General features: G+C 71.3%; 15 protein-coding genes. 12 read left to right on the top strand and 3 right to left on the bottom strand.

The window, feature by feature from the left end; translation table 11 throughout:
• Entirely contained in the window at nt 1-867 is an 867-nt protein-coding gene (locus tag Pta02_RS05185) for an alpha/beta fold hydrolase (protein WP_203873497.1), read from the bottom strand.
• Nucleotides 868-989: 122 nt separating this feature from the next.
• Here Pta02_RS05185 and Pta02_RS05180 point away from each other — a divergent pair, with 122 nt between their 5' ends.
• On the top strand, nt 990-2,141 hold the full coding sequence (locus Pta02_RS05180) for a hypothetical protein (protein WP_203873496.1): 1,152 nt from the start codon (nt 990-992) through the stop codon (nt 2,139-2,141).
• 65 nt (nt 2,142-2,206) lie between these two features.
• Here the strand turns inward: Pta02_RS05180 and Pta02_RS05175 are convergent, their stop codons facing one another.
• Both Pta02_RS05175 and mca read right to left on the bottom strand, forming a co-directional pair.
• Entirely contained in the window at nt 2,207-2,464 is a 258-nt protein-coding gene (locus Pta02_RS05175) for a hypothetical protein (protein WP_203873495.1), read from the bottom strand.
• Between the two features lie 34 nt (nt 2,465-2,498).
• A complete protein-coding gene (gene mca, locus Pta02_RS05170; RefSeq protein ID WP_203873494.1) occupies nt 2,499-3,383 on the bottom strand; it encodes a mycothiol conjugate amidase Mca in 885 nt (294 codons plus the stop codon).
• Between the two features lie 143 nt (nt 3,384-3,526).
• Between mca and Pta02_RS05165 the strand changes: the two genes are divergently transcribed.
• The 11 genes from Pta02_RS05165 to phoH2 all read left to right on the top strand — a co-directional run bounded on the left by Pta02_RS05165 (nt 3,527) and on the right by phoH2 (nt 14,640).
• Nucleotides 3,527-3,955 (top strand): DUF4307 domain-containing protein, encoded by a 429-nt coding sequence (locus Pta02_RS05165; RefSeq protein ID WP_203873493.1) that lies wholly within the window; start codon nt 3,527-3,529, stop codon nt 3,953-3,955.
• Between the two features lie 120 nt (nt 3,956-4,075).
• Complete coding sequence (gene greA / locus Pta02_RS05160; protein WP_203873492.1) at nt 4,076-4,579, top strand: transcription elongation factor GreA; 504 nt, start codon at nt 4,076-4,078, stop codon at nt 4,577-4,579.
• Between the two features lie 226 nt (nt 4,580-4,805).
• On the top strand, nt 4,806-6,140 hold the full coding sequence (locus Pta02_RS05155) for a C40 family peptidase (RefSeq protein ID WP_239129599.1): 1,335 nt from the start codon (nt 4,806-4,808) through the stop codon (nt 6,138-6,140).
• A 113-nt stretch (nt 6,141-6,253) separates the two neighbouring features.
• Complete coding sequence (gene abmR / locus Pta02_RS05150; protein WP_203873491.1) at nt 6,254-6,781, top strand: ATP-binding transcription factor AbmR; 528 nt, start codon at nt 6,254-6,256, stop codon at nt 6,779-6,781.
• Between the two features lie 291 nt (nt 6,782-7,072).
• Entirely contained in the window at nt 7,073-8,944 is a 1,872-nt protein-coding gene (locus Pta02_RS05145; RefSeq protein WP_203873490.1) for a phosphoenolpyruvate carboxykinase (GTP), read from the top strand.
• 257 nt (nt 8,945-9,201) lie between these two features.
• Nucleotides 9,202-10,176 carry a TIGR04222 domain-containing membrane protein gene (locus tag Pta02_RS05140; protein WP_203873489.1) on the top strand — a complete coding sequence of 325 codons (975 nt, stop codon included), beginning with the start codon at nt 9,202-9,204 and terminating at the stop codon, nt 10,174-10,176.
• An 87-nt stretch (nt 10,177-10,263) separates the two neighbouring features.
• Nucleotides 10,264-11,070 carry an MbnB/TglH/ChrH family RiPP precursor modification enzyme gene (locus Pta02_RS05135; protein ID WP_203873488.1) on the top strand — a complete coding sequence of 269 codons (807 nt, stop codon included), beginning with the start codon at nt 10,264-10,266 and terminating at the stop codon, nt 11,068-11,070.
• Nucleotides 11,063-11,500, top strand: coding sequence for an SCO6045 C-terminal-like domain-containing protein (locus tag Pta02_RS05130; protein ID WP_203873487.1), 438 nt, complete (start codon nt 11,063-11,065; stop codon nt 11,498-11,500). The genes Pta02_RS05135 and Pta02_RS05130 overlap by 8 nt, the downstream gene beginning before the upstream one ends.
• Before the next feature lie 210 nt (nt 11,501-11,710).
• Nucleotides 11,711-12,226 carry a hypothetical protein gene (locus tag Pta02_RS05125; protein WP_239129598.1) on the top strand — a complete coding sequence of 172 codons (516 nt, stop codon included), beginning with the start codon at nt 11,711-11,713 and terminating at the stop codon, nt 12,224-12,226.
• Nucleotides 12,227-12,307: 81 nt separating this feature from the next.
• On the top strand, nt 12,308-13,075 hold the full coding sequence (locus tag Pta02_RS05120; protein WP_203873485.1) for an isoprenyl transferase: 768 nt from the start codon (nt 12,308-12,310) through the stop codon (nt 13,073-13,075).
• A gap of 221 nt (nt 13,076-13,296) precedes the next feature.
• Entirely contained in the window at nt 13,297-14,640 is a 1,344-nt protein-coding gene (phoH2, locus tag Pta02_RS05115; RefSeq protein ID WP_239129597.1) for an RNA 5'-3' helicase PhoH2, read from the top strand.
• Nucleotides 14,641-14,801: the final 161 nt, after the last annotated feature.

Below are 14,801 nucleotides of genomic sequence, written 5' to 3'. Positions count from 1 at the left end.
TCATCCGGCGGCCAGCCAGGCCAGGACGTCGGGCAGGACGCGCAGCGAGCCGAAGTGGGCGGCGCCCTCCTCGATGACCACCGTGGCGCCGGGGATGCGCCGCCCGAGCCAGCGCGCGTGGCCGGCGGGGGAGAAGACGTCCTCGTCGCCGTGCCACAGCAGGGTCGGCACCCCGATGGCCGCGGGGTCGAAGCCCCACGGCGCGCTGAAGGCCAGAGCGTCGTCCACCCACCCGGCCGCGGAGTGCCGCAGCGCCTCGGCGAAGGTCCCGGCCAGCATCCTCCTGATCCCGAAGTCGGCCACGACGTGCCGGTCGGGCTCGGGCAGCTCGGCGTCGAGCGCCGGGACCAGGCGGGTCGGATCGGCCCTGACCTGGTCGGCGACGGAGGTCAGCAGCGCGGTGAGCGGGCCGGGCCCGCGCGCCGCCGCGGTGTACTCGACCACGTTGGAGGGGGACATGCCCTCGAACCAGTCGAGCCCCTCGGCGCCGCGGGGCGCCAGCGGGACCAGGGCGGCCAGCCGGGTGGTGCGGTCCGGCAGCAGGGCGGCGCAGGCCAGCGCGTGCGGGGCGCCGCCCGAGCGGCCGATCACCGCGAAGCGCGCGACGTCCAGGAAGTCGGCTATCGCGGCCACGTCGGCCGCCACGTCGGCGACGCTCCGGCCGGCCAGCCGGTCGGACAGGCCGTATCCGGGGCGGTCGTAGGTGATCAGGCGGATGCCCATGCGGTACAGGAGCGTGGGGCGGGGGAGGGGCCCGACCCGGCTGCCCGGCGTGCCGTGCAGCAGGAAGACGGGCCTCCCGCCGGGGGAGCCGCTCTGGTCGACCGCGAGCGTTCTCCCGTCCGGAGTTCTCACCAGAGCCGTCAAGGCCGACCTCCCCGTTGCCCGTCCATGGAGGTTTTTCCCTTTTTCTTGGGCGGTGTCCCCTGTCATTCCTCCCGGCGTTCCCGGCTCCCGCGAGGTCCTGGAGGGGCGTAGGCTCACGGAGCGTGGATCTCGACTTTGTCTGCGCGCACGCCGGTCGCCCGGCCGCCGAACTGACCCGGCGTGACGTGGTTCGCGCGCTTCTCGCGGTGCCCTCGGGGGTCGCCCTGGTGGCCGTCCCCGACCTGCGCAGGGCGCTGCTGGCGGCGGGCAACCCGATGTCCCCGGCCTTCTGGGACTCCGTCAAGGCGACGCTCGGCGCGATCGAGTCGGGCAACGCCACGGTGGGCGACGTGCAACGCTGGCTGGAGTCCACGGGGACCGAACCCCTCCTGCTGACCAGGAGCTTCTTCGTCTGGCCCGAGGAGGACGAGCGGGGCCCGGTCGCCGAGGAGATGTACCGCCGGCTGGTCGTCCACCTGGAGGAGCGGGTCGCCGAGGGAGTGATCGACCCGGACGCGCTCGCGCGCAAGGACGACGGCGCCCGCGAGGCCTACGAGGACCTGCAGGAGCACTGGCTCAACAGCCCGCTGCCCGACGGGCGGATCCCCTCGGTCGTGGTGGGCGAGGAGCAGGACGAGGAGATGTTCGCCGCCCGGGACGAGGAGGAGGCCTTCGCGCTCGGCGAGCTGCGGCGCATCCTGACGGAGCTGCCCGAGCCCGTACGGCCCGCCTCGGAGCTGCACAGGGCGTGCGTACGGCTGCGCGAGGTGCTGGCCGGTCCGGGGTATCCGGGCAACGTGCTGCGGGCGTGCGCCGGGTTCGAGGAGGGCGAGGAACTGCCCGAGGACGACGAGGAGCTCTGGCTCACCGTCACGGCGGGCATCGCCGGGCCGATCTCCGACCTCCCCGAGGAGGGCGACACGGTGGAGGGGTTCACCGACCTGGAGGGCGAGCTGGGCCACGAGGACACGGCGCTGGCGGCGCTGTGCGCCATCCACTACGCGGACTGGCTGGCGGTGGTGGCCGCCCTGGCCAGGCGGGGCCCCGGCGTGCTGGCCTCGCCCGAGCGCATCGCCCGGCTGATCGCCGAGTCCGACGACATCGACGTCGACCTGGACGACCCGGAGGACCTGGAGGCCGCCGAGATGCTGTTCGGCTCGGTCACGCCGCTGTGGGCGTCGCTGGGCATCGTCGACAGGAACGAGATTCTCACCCCGCTGGGACACTGGGGGCTGCCCAGGGCGCTGGAGCGGGCGTGGTCGCCGTTCGACTGAGGACCGCCCGGCCGGGGACCCGGACCGGGTGACGGCGCAGCCGTCCGGCGGCCGGGCTCGGGTCCCTAGCTGGACCGGCTCTCGCCGTCGGGCTCACGCACCTCGGCGGACTTGTGCACCTCGGCGGGCTCGCCCGCCTCGGCAGGCTTACCCGCCTCGGCGGACTTGCGCAGCTCGGCCTCGGACGGGACCTCGATCTTCGAGATCTGCTTCCTCATCGACTTGATCAGGAAGAACAGGGCGAAACCCAGGGCGGCCACGACGACGAAGCCGAGGAGCCCCGGGCTGACCTCGCCGGTGGAGGCAGGGTTGAAGGCAATCACGCGTCAAGTCTGCCACCGGCACCCCGTGGTCGTGTCAGGGGCGGGCGGGCGAGACCCTCTCGGCGTGGATGCCGGTGAACAGGTCGTCCTCGGGAAGCTCGGTGTCCACCAGGGAGCGGGCCAGGTGGTAGTCCTCGGTCGGCCAGATCTCGCGCTGCAGCTCGCGGGGGCACACGAACCAGAATCCGTCGGGGTCGACCTGGGTGGCGTGCGCCAGCAGGGCGGCGTCGCGGGCCTCGAAGTAGTCGCCGCAGGGGACGCGGGTGGTGACCGGCCACTTCTGCGGGCGGTCCTCCCAGCGGGAGATCCAGTCGGCGTACGGCGAGCCGATGCCCCGCGTCGTCATGGCCTCGTGCAGCGCCTCGAAGCGCTCCTTGGTGAAGCCCATGTGGTAGTAGAGCTTCAGCGGCTGCCAGGGCTCGCCGGCCTCGGGATAGCGGTCGGGGTCGCCGGCGGCCTCGAAGGCCTCCACCGAGACGCGGTTGGTCATGATGTGGTCGGGGTGCGGGTAGCCGCCGTCGTCGTCGTAGGTCAGGATCACGTGCGGCCTGAACTCGCGCACCGCGGCGACCAGGGGGGCGGCGGCGACCTCGATCGGCTGGAGCGCGAAGCATCCCTCGGGCAGCGGCTCGTTCTCGTCCTCCGGCAGGCCGGAGTCGACGAATCCCAGGAAACGCTGCTGCACGCCGAGGATCTCCCGGGCGCGCTCCATCTCCAGGCGGCGGACCTCGCCGATGTTCTCCAGGATGTCGGGGCGGTCCATCTTGGGATTCAGGATCGAGCCGCGCTCCCCTCCGGTGAGGGTGCACACGAGCACGTCCACACCTTCGGCGACATAACGTGCCATCGTGGCGGCGCCCTTGCTGGACTCGTCGTCGGGATGGGCGTGAACGGCCATCAGCCTCAGAGGTGCACTCACGGCTCGTTTTCTCCTCTTCGCTCTCCGGGCGGCGTGGTCACTCCGGAGAGGGGTTAGTTTTTCTCAAGGCGGTCGCGGGGGCGAGACCCCCGCGGGGGACAATTGTCTCGGATAACGCCGAGGTAGTGCAGGGAGATTCCGTCATGGCCACCAGCGAGGCCGAGAAGGGCCGATTCGAAGGTCCCGTCCTCGGCACCCCCGGCGACTTCCCCGACCGGCCGCAGCGCAGGGGACGCTTCGTGGTGCACGGGGTGATCGCGATCCTGTGCGCCGTCTTCGCAGGCGGCTGGGGCTATGTCATGTGGGCGGCCAAGGGGGACACCGAGGTGATCGACCAGGTCGTCGCCTTCGACGCGAACCGTCCCGACTCCGTGCAGATCCTCTTCGAGATCGTCAAGCCGTCCGACCGCGCGGCCCGCTGCCGCCTGCGCGCGATGGATGTGGACCACAGAGAAGTGGGGAGCCGGCTGGTCGATATTCCGGCTGGTAAGGGATATGTCCGGCTTACTGAACGGCTAGAGACCAGTGCCCAGGCCACTTCCGGGGACGTCGAGTACTGCCATCTCGTATAGTGAGACATTTGGGGAAGCGTTCGAGCGCTTAACTTGTTAGCCTGTCGAGATTCGATCGTCCGTTACCCCCCAGCACCAGCCCCACAGAGCGAAGCTCCACAGAGGATGCAAGGAGAACCCGTGGCCGACTCCCACAACGAGAGCGTCACCTGGCTCACTCAGGAGGCGTACGACCGCCTGAAGGCGGAGTTCGAGTACCTCTCGGGGCCCGGGCGCGTCGACATCGCCAAGAAGATCGAGGCCGCCCGTGAAGAGGGCGACCTCAAGGAGAACGGCGGTTACCACGCCGCCAAGGACGAGCAGGGCAAGATGGAGGCCCGCATCTTCCACCTCCGCCAGATCCTGGACAGCGCCAAGGTCGGAGAGGCCCCGCGCACCGAGGGTGTGGTCGGGCCGGGCATGACCGTCACCGTGCGTTTCGAGGGTGACGACGAGGAGGTCGCGTTCCTGCTGGCCTCCCGCGAGGAGAGCGGCGCCCCCATCGACGTCTACTCGCCCAAGTCCCCCCTCGGCGCGGCGATCAACGGCAAGAAGATCGGCGAGAAGGCCACCTACACGATGCCGAACGGCCGCTCCAACACCGTGGAGATCCTCGAGGCCGTGCCGTACACCGGTGGCAACTGAACCTCCGCGCGTGATGTGACCTCGCGGTGACGGATCCGCCGGGACCCTCGGTCCCGGCGGATCGTCGTGTCGCGGGGGGCCCGCCGGCCCGCGAGGGTGTCACGGGATCGAGAGTGTTACGAGATCAGAGCGTTCTGGCGGGTTCGCGTGCATCCGATCGCGATGTGCGGCAGGCTCGTGAGGCCGGATCACTCAAGGGGCCGGGCAGGCGGAAGGGGGAGGCGACGTGTTCGAACGGCGGACGGGCGGCTCCGGCCTGCTCGACCAGATCCGCCGCGACCTCGCCTACCGTCCCCGCCTCGGCCGCGGCCACCGCGGCGTGCGCGTGGCCAGAGGGGCGGTCCCGGCCATCGCGGTGCTCCTGGTCGCCGTCCTGGCCGCCGACCTGGTGGTCCTGTCCCAGCTGACCGGGCGCGATCCCGGCCGGGTCGCGGCCGGGGACGAGGGGCCCCGGGCCCCGGTGGCCCACACCGGGCCGATCACCCTGCCCACCATCCCGCCGACCGCCGGGCCGACCGCCGGGCCGACGGCCCCGTCGACCGTCGGGCCGGCCTCCGGGACGCAGGACGCCGTGCCGACCGCCGCCCCCGAGCCGGTCGCCCCGCTCAAGGCGATGCGCAGACCCCACCTGTTCGTGGTCGCCCACCGGCCGCTGAGCCCGGCCGTGGTGGCCAGGGCCGCCGAGGTCCGCGGGATCCGCTCGGTCGAACAGGCCGACGCCGCCGAGGTGGTCCTGGACGGCAAACGGGTGCAGACACTGGGCGTGAACCCCTCGACCTTCCGCGCCTACACCCCGCGCCCGACCGCGACCTCCGACCGGCTGTGGCGCAACCTGGCGGCCGGGGAGATGGCGGTCTCCTTCGTCCTGGGCAACGACGGCGGGATGCCGCTGGGCAAGACCGTCTCCGCCCCCGGGCACAGCCTGCGGGTGGGCGCCTACGCGACCATGGGCATGGGCGCGGTCGACGCCGTGGTCTCCCGGACCACCGCGCGCGCCCTGGGCGTCCCGCAGGACAACGCGCTGGTGGTGAGCGCCCCCGGGGCCGACACCGCCCGGCTGCGCCGTACCCTCCTGAAGATCCTGCCCAAGGGCAGCCAGGTCGTCACGGTCAACCCGGTCTTCACCGCCCCCCGGCAGACGGTCTGGCCCGCGGAGGCCCTGGTGAGCCCCCCGCAGGTGAAGGCCATGCTCACCGCCGCGATCGGCAAGCTCGGCCGCCCCTACGTCTGGGGCGCCGAGGGCCCGGACTCCTTCGACTGCTCCGGCCTGGTGCAGTGGGCCTTCGCGCAGGCGGGCGTCAAGGTGCCGCGGGTGACGCACCAGCAGTTCGTCGCGGGCCCGCAGGTCCCCCTGTCCGAGGTCCAGCCCGGCGACCTGCTGTTCTGGCGTCACGACCCGACCAACCCCGGCTACGTCTCGCACGTGGCGATCTACTGGGGCGGGGGCAGGATGCTCCACGCGCCGCGGACCGGTGACGTGGTCAAGCTCGTCCCCGTCACCACGAAGAACTTCGCCGGCGCCGTCCGGATCAGCCCGCAGATCGCCGCCCGCGTCCGCTGAGCGGCCCTTCCGCCGCGGAGCCGAGGCCGTAACCGGACCGCCGGCCCGTCGTCCCGTCACCCCTGCTCCGGTGCCTATGGCCAGCCTTCGAATAGAGTTGTAATCTCGATTACATGGAAAACGACGAAGCACGCGAGAAGCTCCGGGGGTGGTTCTCCGGTCGCATGCCCGACGGCTGGTTCGAGGGCCCGCCGGAGATCGTGCTCGACCGTGAGGAGATCACGGTGATCGGCACCATCCGGCCGCCGTCGCTGGCCGAGGGCGTCTCCGAGGTGGAGCGGGCCGCCGCCCTGGAGGGCGGGGTGCAGCGCTTCCGGGAGGAGACGAGGGAGCGGCGCATCGAGATCGCCCTGGAGGCCGAGCACCGATTCCGCAGGAAGGTGTCCTGGGGGGTCGCGGTCGGTGACCAGACGGTGATGTTCACCACACTGTCGGTCCCTGTCATGACACGGTTGCGCCAGACGGAGCGCCGGGTCCTGGACACCTTGGTGGCCGCGGGAGTGGCGCGCAGCAGGAGTGACGCGCTGGCCTGGTGCGTCCGTCTGGTGGGCAAGCACACCGACACCTGGCTGGCCGATCTGAGAGACGCGCTGCAGCACGTCGACCGGGTTCGCGCGGCGGGACCCGACGTCGATTCCTGAGGCTGGACAGGGAAAATGGTCGTGAAAGTGGTCTGAACCTTTGTCGATATTGGTTTAGACCTCTGCTATTGGCCTATACCACTGGCCGTAACGGCTTCTTTAAAAGCGCTTCTTTCGGGTAGGGACATCCGAACGCCACGGCCCCTGCCAGGTCATATGCCGACCGGCGGGGTTCGGCCCGGGGCGGGACGGCGTCCGGCCGGACGTATTCACTGGTCTACGCCAATTGGATTAAGTCCGGTTGCGTCGTCAATGATGATTTGGCCCTGAGAAGCGTGAGGAGCTGCCGCAGTGACCGCAACCGTTGACGTATCCACCTCCAGCCCGACCAGTCACGAGGGACTGGCCGCCTGGGTCAAGGAGATCGCCGAGCTCACCCAGCCCGACAGGATCGAATGGTGCGACGGCTCTGAGGCCGAGTGGACGCGCCTGACGAACCTGCTGGTCGACCAGGGGACCTTCAAGCGGCTCGCCAAGCGGCAGAACAGCTTCTACGCCGCCTCCGACCCCAGCGACGTCGCCCGCGTCGAGGACCGCACCTACATCTGCTCCGAGCGCGAGGAGGACGCGGGCCCGACCAACAACTGGATCGCTCCCGCCGAGATGCGCGCGACCTTCGGGAAGATCTTCAAGGGGAGCATGCGCGGCCGCACCATGTACGTGGTCCCGTTCTGCATGGGCCCGCTCGGCGGCGAGATCTCGCAGCTCGGCGTCGAGATCACCGACTCGCCGTACGTGGCGGTGTCGATGCGGGTCATGACCAGGATGGGCGAGGCCGCCCTGCGGCTCATCGAGGAGCGCGGCGACTTCGTCAAGTGCGTGCACTCCGTGGGCGCCCCGCTGGAGCCCGGCCAGGCCGACGTGCCGTGGCCCTGCAACACCACCAAGTACATCAGCCACTTCCCCGAGACCCGTGAGATCTGGTCGTACGGCTCCGGCTACGGCGGCAACGCCCTGCTGGGCAAGAAGTGCTACGCGCTGCGCATCGCCAGCACCATGGCCCGCGACGGCGTCGGCGCGCGAAAGGCCGGAGAGAGCGAGGAACGAGCCAACGAAGGCCGCAGCAAGCGCGACCATGGGGACCCCTGGCTGGCCGAGCACATGCTCATCCTCAAGCTCACCCCGCCCAGCGGGGAGACCCGCTACGTCGCGGCGGCCTTCCCGTCGGCGTGCGGCAAGACCAACCTGGCCATGCTCCAGCCGACCATCCCCGGCTGGAAGGTCGAGACGATCGGCGACGACATCGCCTGGATGCGCTTCGGCGAGGACGGCCGCCTGTACGCCATCAACCCCGAGGCCGGCTTCTTCGGCGTCGCGCCCGGCACCGGCGAGTCCACCAACGCCAACGCGATCAAGACGCTCTGGGGCAACAGCGTCTTCACCAACGTCGCCCTCACCGACGACGGCGACGTGTGGTGGGAGGGCCTGACCGACGAGCCCCCGGCGCACCTGACCGACTGGAAGGGCCGCGACTGGACTCCGGACAGCGACGAGCCCGCCGCCCACCCCAACGCCCGCTTCGCGGTGCCCGCCGGGCAGTGCCCGACGATCGCCCCCGAGTGGCAGGACCCCAAGGGCGTGCCGATCTCCGCGATCCTCTTCGGCGGCCGCCGCGCCACCGCGGTCCCGCTCGTCACCGAGGCGCTGAGCTGGAACCACGGCGTGTTCATCGGGGCGAACATCGCCTCCGAGAAGACCGCCGCCGCCGAGGGCACGGTCGGCGAACTGCGCCGTGACCCGTTCGCGATGCTCCCGTTCTGCGGCTACAACATGGGCGACTACTTCGCCCACTGGGTCAAGATCGGCCAGCGCGAGGGCGCGAAGCTGCCGCGCGTCTACTACGTGAACTGGTTCCGCAAGAACGCCGACGGCAAATTCATCTGGCCCGGCTTCGGCGAGAACAGCCGCGTGCTCAAGTGGATCGTCGACCGCCTCAACGGCAAGGCGCAGGCCGTCGAGACCCCGATCGGCCTGCTCCCCGCCGAGCTGGACAGCGAGGGCCTCGACCTCTCCGCCGAGGACCTGCGGACCCTGCTCACCGTGGACACCGAGGTGTGGAAGGAGGAGGCCGCGCTGATCCCGTCCTTCTTCGAGACCTTCGGCGACCACCTGCCCAAGGAGCTGTGGGAGGAGTACAACGCCCTGGTCGACCGCCTGGGCTGATCTCCGCCCCCGGATCCCCTCCGGCTTTCCCCCGCCCGGGTCCCTCCTGGCCCCGGGCCTTCCGGGAACCCCGGCGCCCGCCAGGCGCCGGGGTTCCGGCGCGTCTGCCACCCGGGACGACGGGCGGCCGCCGGGGTTCCGGCGGGTGCGTCGGGCGCCGACGGTGAAATAGGCTCCTTCCAGGAGAAACTTCCGCGTCTCCACGAGCGTCTATCAGGCAACGGGCATAGGCCCCCGGTCCTTTTCAGGAGGCGGACATGGGAGTCGTACTGATCGTCATCGCGGCGGCCCTCGCCGTGATGACCGTCACCGCGGCGGTGGCGCTGGGCGTCGAGCACCGCAGGATCCGCAAGGCCGCCGTGAGCCATGCCGGCGGCCCGCTCACCCCCTACGAGCTGGCCTACCTGTCCGGTGGACCGCTCCGCACCGTCAACACCGCGCTCGGCCTGCTGGCCAGGGGCGGCGGCGTGCGCGTCTCGCGGGACGGGCAGATCGGCCTCGTGGCCGGGGCCCCGCCCTCCCCGGACCCGGTCGAGCGGTCCGTCCTGGAGGCGCTCGCCGCGCGCGGGGGCAGCTGCCCGGCCGGTGAGCTGCGCCGTACGGTGGCCCAGGGACAGGCCATGGACGGCCTGCGCTACAACCTGGTCGGCCGCGGGCTGCTGGTGCCAGACGGCGCGCTCACCGAGGCGCGCAAGATGCTCAGCCGGCTGCTGACCCTCTCGGTGCTCGCGGTCGTCTTCAGCATCGGTACGGCCGTGATCGGCCTGGACGACGGGCTCACCGTGCTCGCCTTCCTGATCGGCCTGGTGACGGCGGTCGTGGGCCTGGTCGTCCATTCCACGCAGAAGTCGGCTCTGCGCAGCGTGCTCACCAGGACCGGCACGGAGGCGCTCGTCTCCGCCCGCCGGTCGCACATCCGAGGCGTCCGCCCGGTGAGCGGCGACCTGGCCTTCGCCGTCGGCTTCCCGGTCGCCCTGTACGGCCTGAGCGAGCTCGACGATCCCGATGTGGCCATGCACCTGCAGCAACGCGACATGACCAGCGGTTACGTGAGCGGTTCCTGCGGCGGCGGGACGGGCGGCGACTCCTCCTACGGCGGCGGCGGTGACTTCGGCGGCGGCGGATGGGGCGACTCGGGCGGCGGCGGCGACTCGGGCGGCGGTGGCGGTGACTCCGGCGGCGGGTCGAGCTGCGGTGGCGGCGGCTGCGGCGGAGGTTGCGGCGGCGGCTGAGCCGCTCCGCCCCGGCGACCGCGCAGCGGGAACAGCGGGGGACGGCGGCCGGGTCACCCGGCTTCAGGGGTTGCGGAGGAGGCGGCGATGGCTGAATCGCTCGGTGTAGGCATCGGCTGGCGGCCGGAGATCGACCTCACGGTGGAGCGACTGCGGGGTGTGGACTTCGTCGAGGTCATCGCGGAGAACGTGCGTCCCGACCGGCTGCCGGAGTCGCTGCGGGTGCTGCGCGCCAGGGGCGTGCCGGTGATCCCGCACGGGGTCGGGCTGGGGGTGGGCGGCGCCGAGCCGCCGGACCCCGACCGGCTGGCCCATCTGGCGGCGTGCGCCGAGGCGCTCGGCGCGCCGCTGGTCAGCGAGCACCTGGCCTTCGTGCGCGCCGGCGGCATGGAGGCCGGCCACCTGCTGCCCGTGCCGCGCACCCGTGAGGCGCTCAAGGTGGTGGTGGAGAACGTACGGCGGGCGCAGGACGCGCTCGACGTCCCCCTGGCGCTGGAGAACGTGGCGGCCCTGTTCGGCTGGCCGCAGGACGAGATGACCGAGGCGGAGTTCCTCGGCGGGCTGGTGGAGGCGACCGGGGTCAAGCTCCTGGTGGACGTGGCCAACCTCTACACCAACGAGGTCAACCTCGGCCTGCGGGCGGTGGACGCCCTGGACGTCCTGCCGCTGTCCGAGCTGGCCTACGTGCACGTCGCCGGGGGTCACTCGCACGGCGGAGTCTGGCACGACACCCACACCGATCACGTCCCCGACGAGGTGCTCGCCATCCTGTCGGAGCTGTGCGCTCGGGTCGACCCTCCGGGGGTGCTGCTGGAGTGGGACGCCGACTATCCCAGCGACGGGGCCCTGCAGTCCGAGCTGGACCGGATCCGGAAGGCGGCGGCCCGTGACTGACCTCGACCGGCGTCCCCCGGAGGCCGCCCCGGGGGAGGGCCCCGGCCACGACTCCGGGGGAGCGGCCGGTTCCGAGGCCAGGGCCGAGCTGGCCAGGGCGCAGGCCGAGCTGCTGGCCGCCCTGGTGGCGGGCGGGCGGGCGCCCGGGGGGTTCGACCGGGAGCGCCTGCGCATCCAGAGCTCCAGCCTGATCGCCAAACGGCGGGGGGTGGTGGCCCGGCTCCGGCCCGACCTCCTCAGAGCGCTCGGCGGTGACTTCGCGGCCGAGTTCGAGGCCTATGCCCGCGACCGTCCCAAGCCGTCCGGCGGCTCCCGCGCCGACGCGCGGGACTTCGCCGAGGCGCTCAGGGCGGCGGGCCGGATCTCCGACGCGCCCGGCCCGCCGGCCCGCCCATGGTGGGCCCGGCTCACCCGGCGCCGGACGGGATGAGACTCCCCGGGCCGTGGGCCGCGTGCCCGGAGGGCGGAACGCGGCGCCGCCCTGAGGTGAGGTGGGAACGTCACGAAGAGTGACGAGAGGCGGAGCGCTCAGTCGCGATGATCCACGGCGATCGCAGGCCGGCGGGGGACTCGGAGCCGGGGAAGACGTTTTGTCGGAGCGTACCTGGATACGCTCTGTGACGTGGGCGGACTGCGATGCGTGGATGGTTCATACCTGACTGTCACGCCCATCGCGTGCCGGGACAGCCTCGGTTCGCCGTACGAGGTCACTTTGGAGCTGCACCGCGACGGCGCGCCGTACGGGACGGTGGGCGAGCGGTGCGGCTGGTTCCTGAGCCGGCTGGCCAGAGGGGTCGCCGAGGCCCGGGCCCGGGGTGACGGGCGCTGGCCCGACCCGGACGACCGCTTCCCCGATCTGCCCGACGAGGGGGAACTGTTCGCTTTTCGTTACCGGGCCAGGAAGGGCCTGGTGGGAGGGGGCGAGCTGCGCTGCCAGCTGCGCACGATCCCGATGTGGACGCCGCAGGAGCGGGGTCCGGCCGGAGAGTGGAAACTGACCAGGAGGGCCTTCCTGGAGGCCTGGGGCAGCGACGGCGTGGGACTGCGCGCGGTGCTGACGTCGGCCGAGCTGAGCGAGTTCGTGGAGATGCTCGTGACGGAGGCCGAGGAGTGCCTGGGATCGCACAAGTCTGACAAGTCCAGCAGAATCTCTTAGAAGGGACGGACAAGTCCCGCCGGCGGTGATAATTGCCTGTCAGCGCCCTTCGACCACGGGCGTTGAGGGGAGGGGCTCCACATGGGCGTGCGTGATCTCGTCTACCGGTTGTACGAACGGCGACTGGAGACCAAGCTGTCCCGTGATCGGGACATGGTGCCCCGTCACGTCGGAGTCATCGTCGACGGCAACCGCCGCTGGGCCCGCGCGATGGGCATCGAGGACGTCAGCCGGGGGCACCGCAAGGGAGCCGACAAGATCTCCGAGCTGCTCGGCTGGTGCCGGGAGGCGGGCGTCGAGGTCGTCACGGTCTGGCTGCTGTCCAGCGACAACATCAACCGCTCCAAGGACGAGCTCGAACCCCTCATGAAGATCATCGAGGACGTGGTCCAGGAGCTCGTGGCCGCCGGGTGGCACATCAAGCCCATGGGCGCGCTCGACCTCCTGCCCGATCACACGGCTCATGTCCTTAAAAATGCAAAAGAAGCAACATCGCACCGTCCCGGTTTGATTGTGAACGTTGCGGTTGGGTATGGAGGAAGGCGTGAGATCGCTGATGCGGTGCGCTCCCTCCTCCTGGAGCACGCCAGCAAGGGGGCGACCATCGAGGACCTGGTCGAGGTCCTCGATGTGGAGCACATCGCGGAGCATCTCTACACGCGCGGTCAGCCCGATCCGGACCTGGTCATCCGGACATCGGGGGAGCAGCGGCTGTCCGGCTTCCTGCTCTGGCAGAGTGCCCACTCCGAGTTCTACTTCTGCGAGGCCTACTGGCCTGACTTCCGCAGGGTCGACTTTCTGCGGGCCCTCCGTTCGTATGCCGCGCGGCACCGACGGTACGGCACCTGAAACGCAACGTGAACACCTCCTTCCGGTCACGCGTGCGTCATTGGAAGGTGGGTATTCAGGACGTACCGTAAGAAGTAGGCGGGCACAGTCCGCCTACTCCGGAGAGGGCCCGCCTTTGCGTCACGACGCGTCAGGGAGGGCCGGCCACCGGTCCCTCTCGGCGAGCCGAGAACGCGGGCCCGGGTCCGGTCCGCATCCCAGCTCATGGCAGGGCGCCAGCCATGGCGCCCGGGGGAGAACGCGTGGCACACCCTTCGTCCGCATCCGCGTCGTCGGCCGGCAACCGGCGCACGTACGTCCTGGACACCTCGGTCCTTCTGGCTGACCCGGCGGCGATAAGCCGCTTCGCCGAACACGAGGTGGTCATCCCGATCGTCGTCATCACCGAGCTGGAGGGCAAGCGGCACCATCCGGAGCTGGGCTACTTCGCTCGCAAGGCGCTACGGCGCCTGGACGACCTGAGGGTGACCCACGGACGTCTGGACGAGCCCATGCCGATCGGCGAGGGCACCATCCGGGTCGAGCTCAACCACAGCGACCCGTCCATCCTGCCCGTCGGGTTCCGGCTCGGCGACAACGACACCCGCATCCTGACCGTGGCGCGCTCGCTGGCCGCCGAGGGTCTCGACGTGGTGCTGGTGTCCAAGGACCTCCCGATGCGCATCAAGGCCGCCTCCATCGGCCTCGCCGCCGAGGAGTACCGCGCCGAGCTCGTCGTGGAGTCCGGCTGGACGGGCATGGACGAGATCCAGGTGGCCGACGAGGACGTCGAGGCGCTGTTCGAGCACGGCACCGCCGACATAACCGAGGCCCGGGAGCTGCCCACGCACACCGGACTGCGGCTGCTGTCGAGCCGGGGGTCGGCGCTGGGCCGCGTGCTGCCGGACAAGACCGTGCGCCTGGTCCGCGGCGACCGCGAGGTCTTCGGGCTGCACGGCCGCTCCGCCGAGCAGCGCATCGCCCTGGACCTGCTGATGGACCCCGAGGTCGGCATCGTCTCGATGGGCGGGCGCGCCGGCACCGGCAAGTCCGCGCTCGCGCTCTGCGCGGGCCTGGAGGCGGTCCTGGAGCGCCGTCAGCACCGCAAGGTCATCGTCTTCCGCCCGCTGTACGCCGTGGGCGGCCAGGAGCTCGGATACCTGCCCGGCACCGAGAACGAGAAGATGGGCCCCTGGGCGCAGGCCGTCTACGACACCCTGGGCGCGATCACCACGCCCGAGGTGATCGAGGAGGTCATCGACCGGGGCATGCTGGAGGTCCTCCCGCTCACCCACATCCGCGGGCGCTCGCTGCACGACGCCTTCGTGATCGTGGACGAGGCCCAGTCACTGGAGCGCGGGGTGCTGCTGACGGTCCTGAGCCGGATCGGCGCCAACTCCCGGGTCGTGCTCACCCACGACATCGCCCAGCGCGACAACCTGCGTGTGGGCAGGCACGACGGGGTGGTGGCCGTGGTGGAGAAGCTCAAGGGGCACCCGCTGTTCGCGCACGTCACGCTGACCCGTTCCGAGCGCTCGCCGATCGCCGCGCTGGTCACGGAGATGCTGGAGGACGTGACGATGTGAGCCGAGCGGGCGGACCGGAGCCCTGCGCCCGATCCGCCCGCCGGGCCCTCCACGGGGGGCACGTCCGTACTGGAGGCGGACGACGCCCCCCGTGGAAGGGGCCGCCGCCGGCACGGCCGGTTCCCACGGGTGCGGTCAGCCGCCTGCGACATCGTGACCGG

This window comes from Paraplanobispora takensis, assembly GCF_016863195.1.
Lineage (GTDB): Bacteria > Actinomycetota > Actinomycetes > Streptosporangiales > Streptosporangiaceae > Planobispora > Planobispora takensis.
The sequence above is the reverse complement of the archived record's forward strand: the minus strand, read 5'-3'. Positions and strand labels throughout refer to the sequence as shown.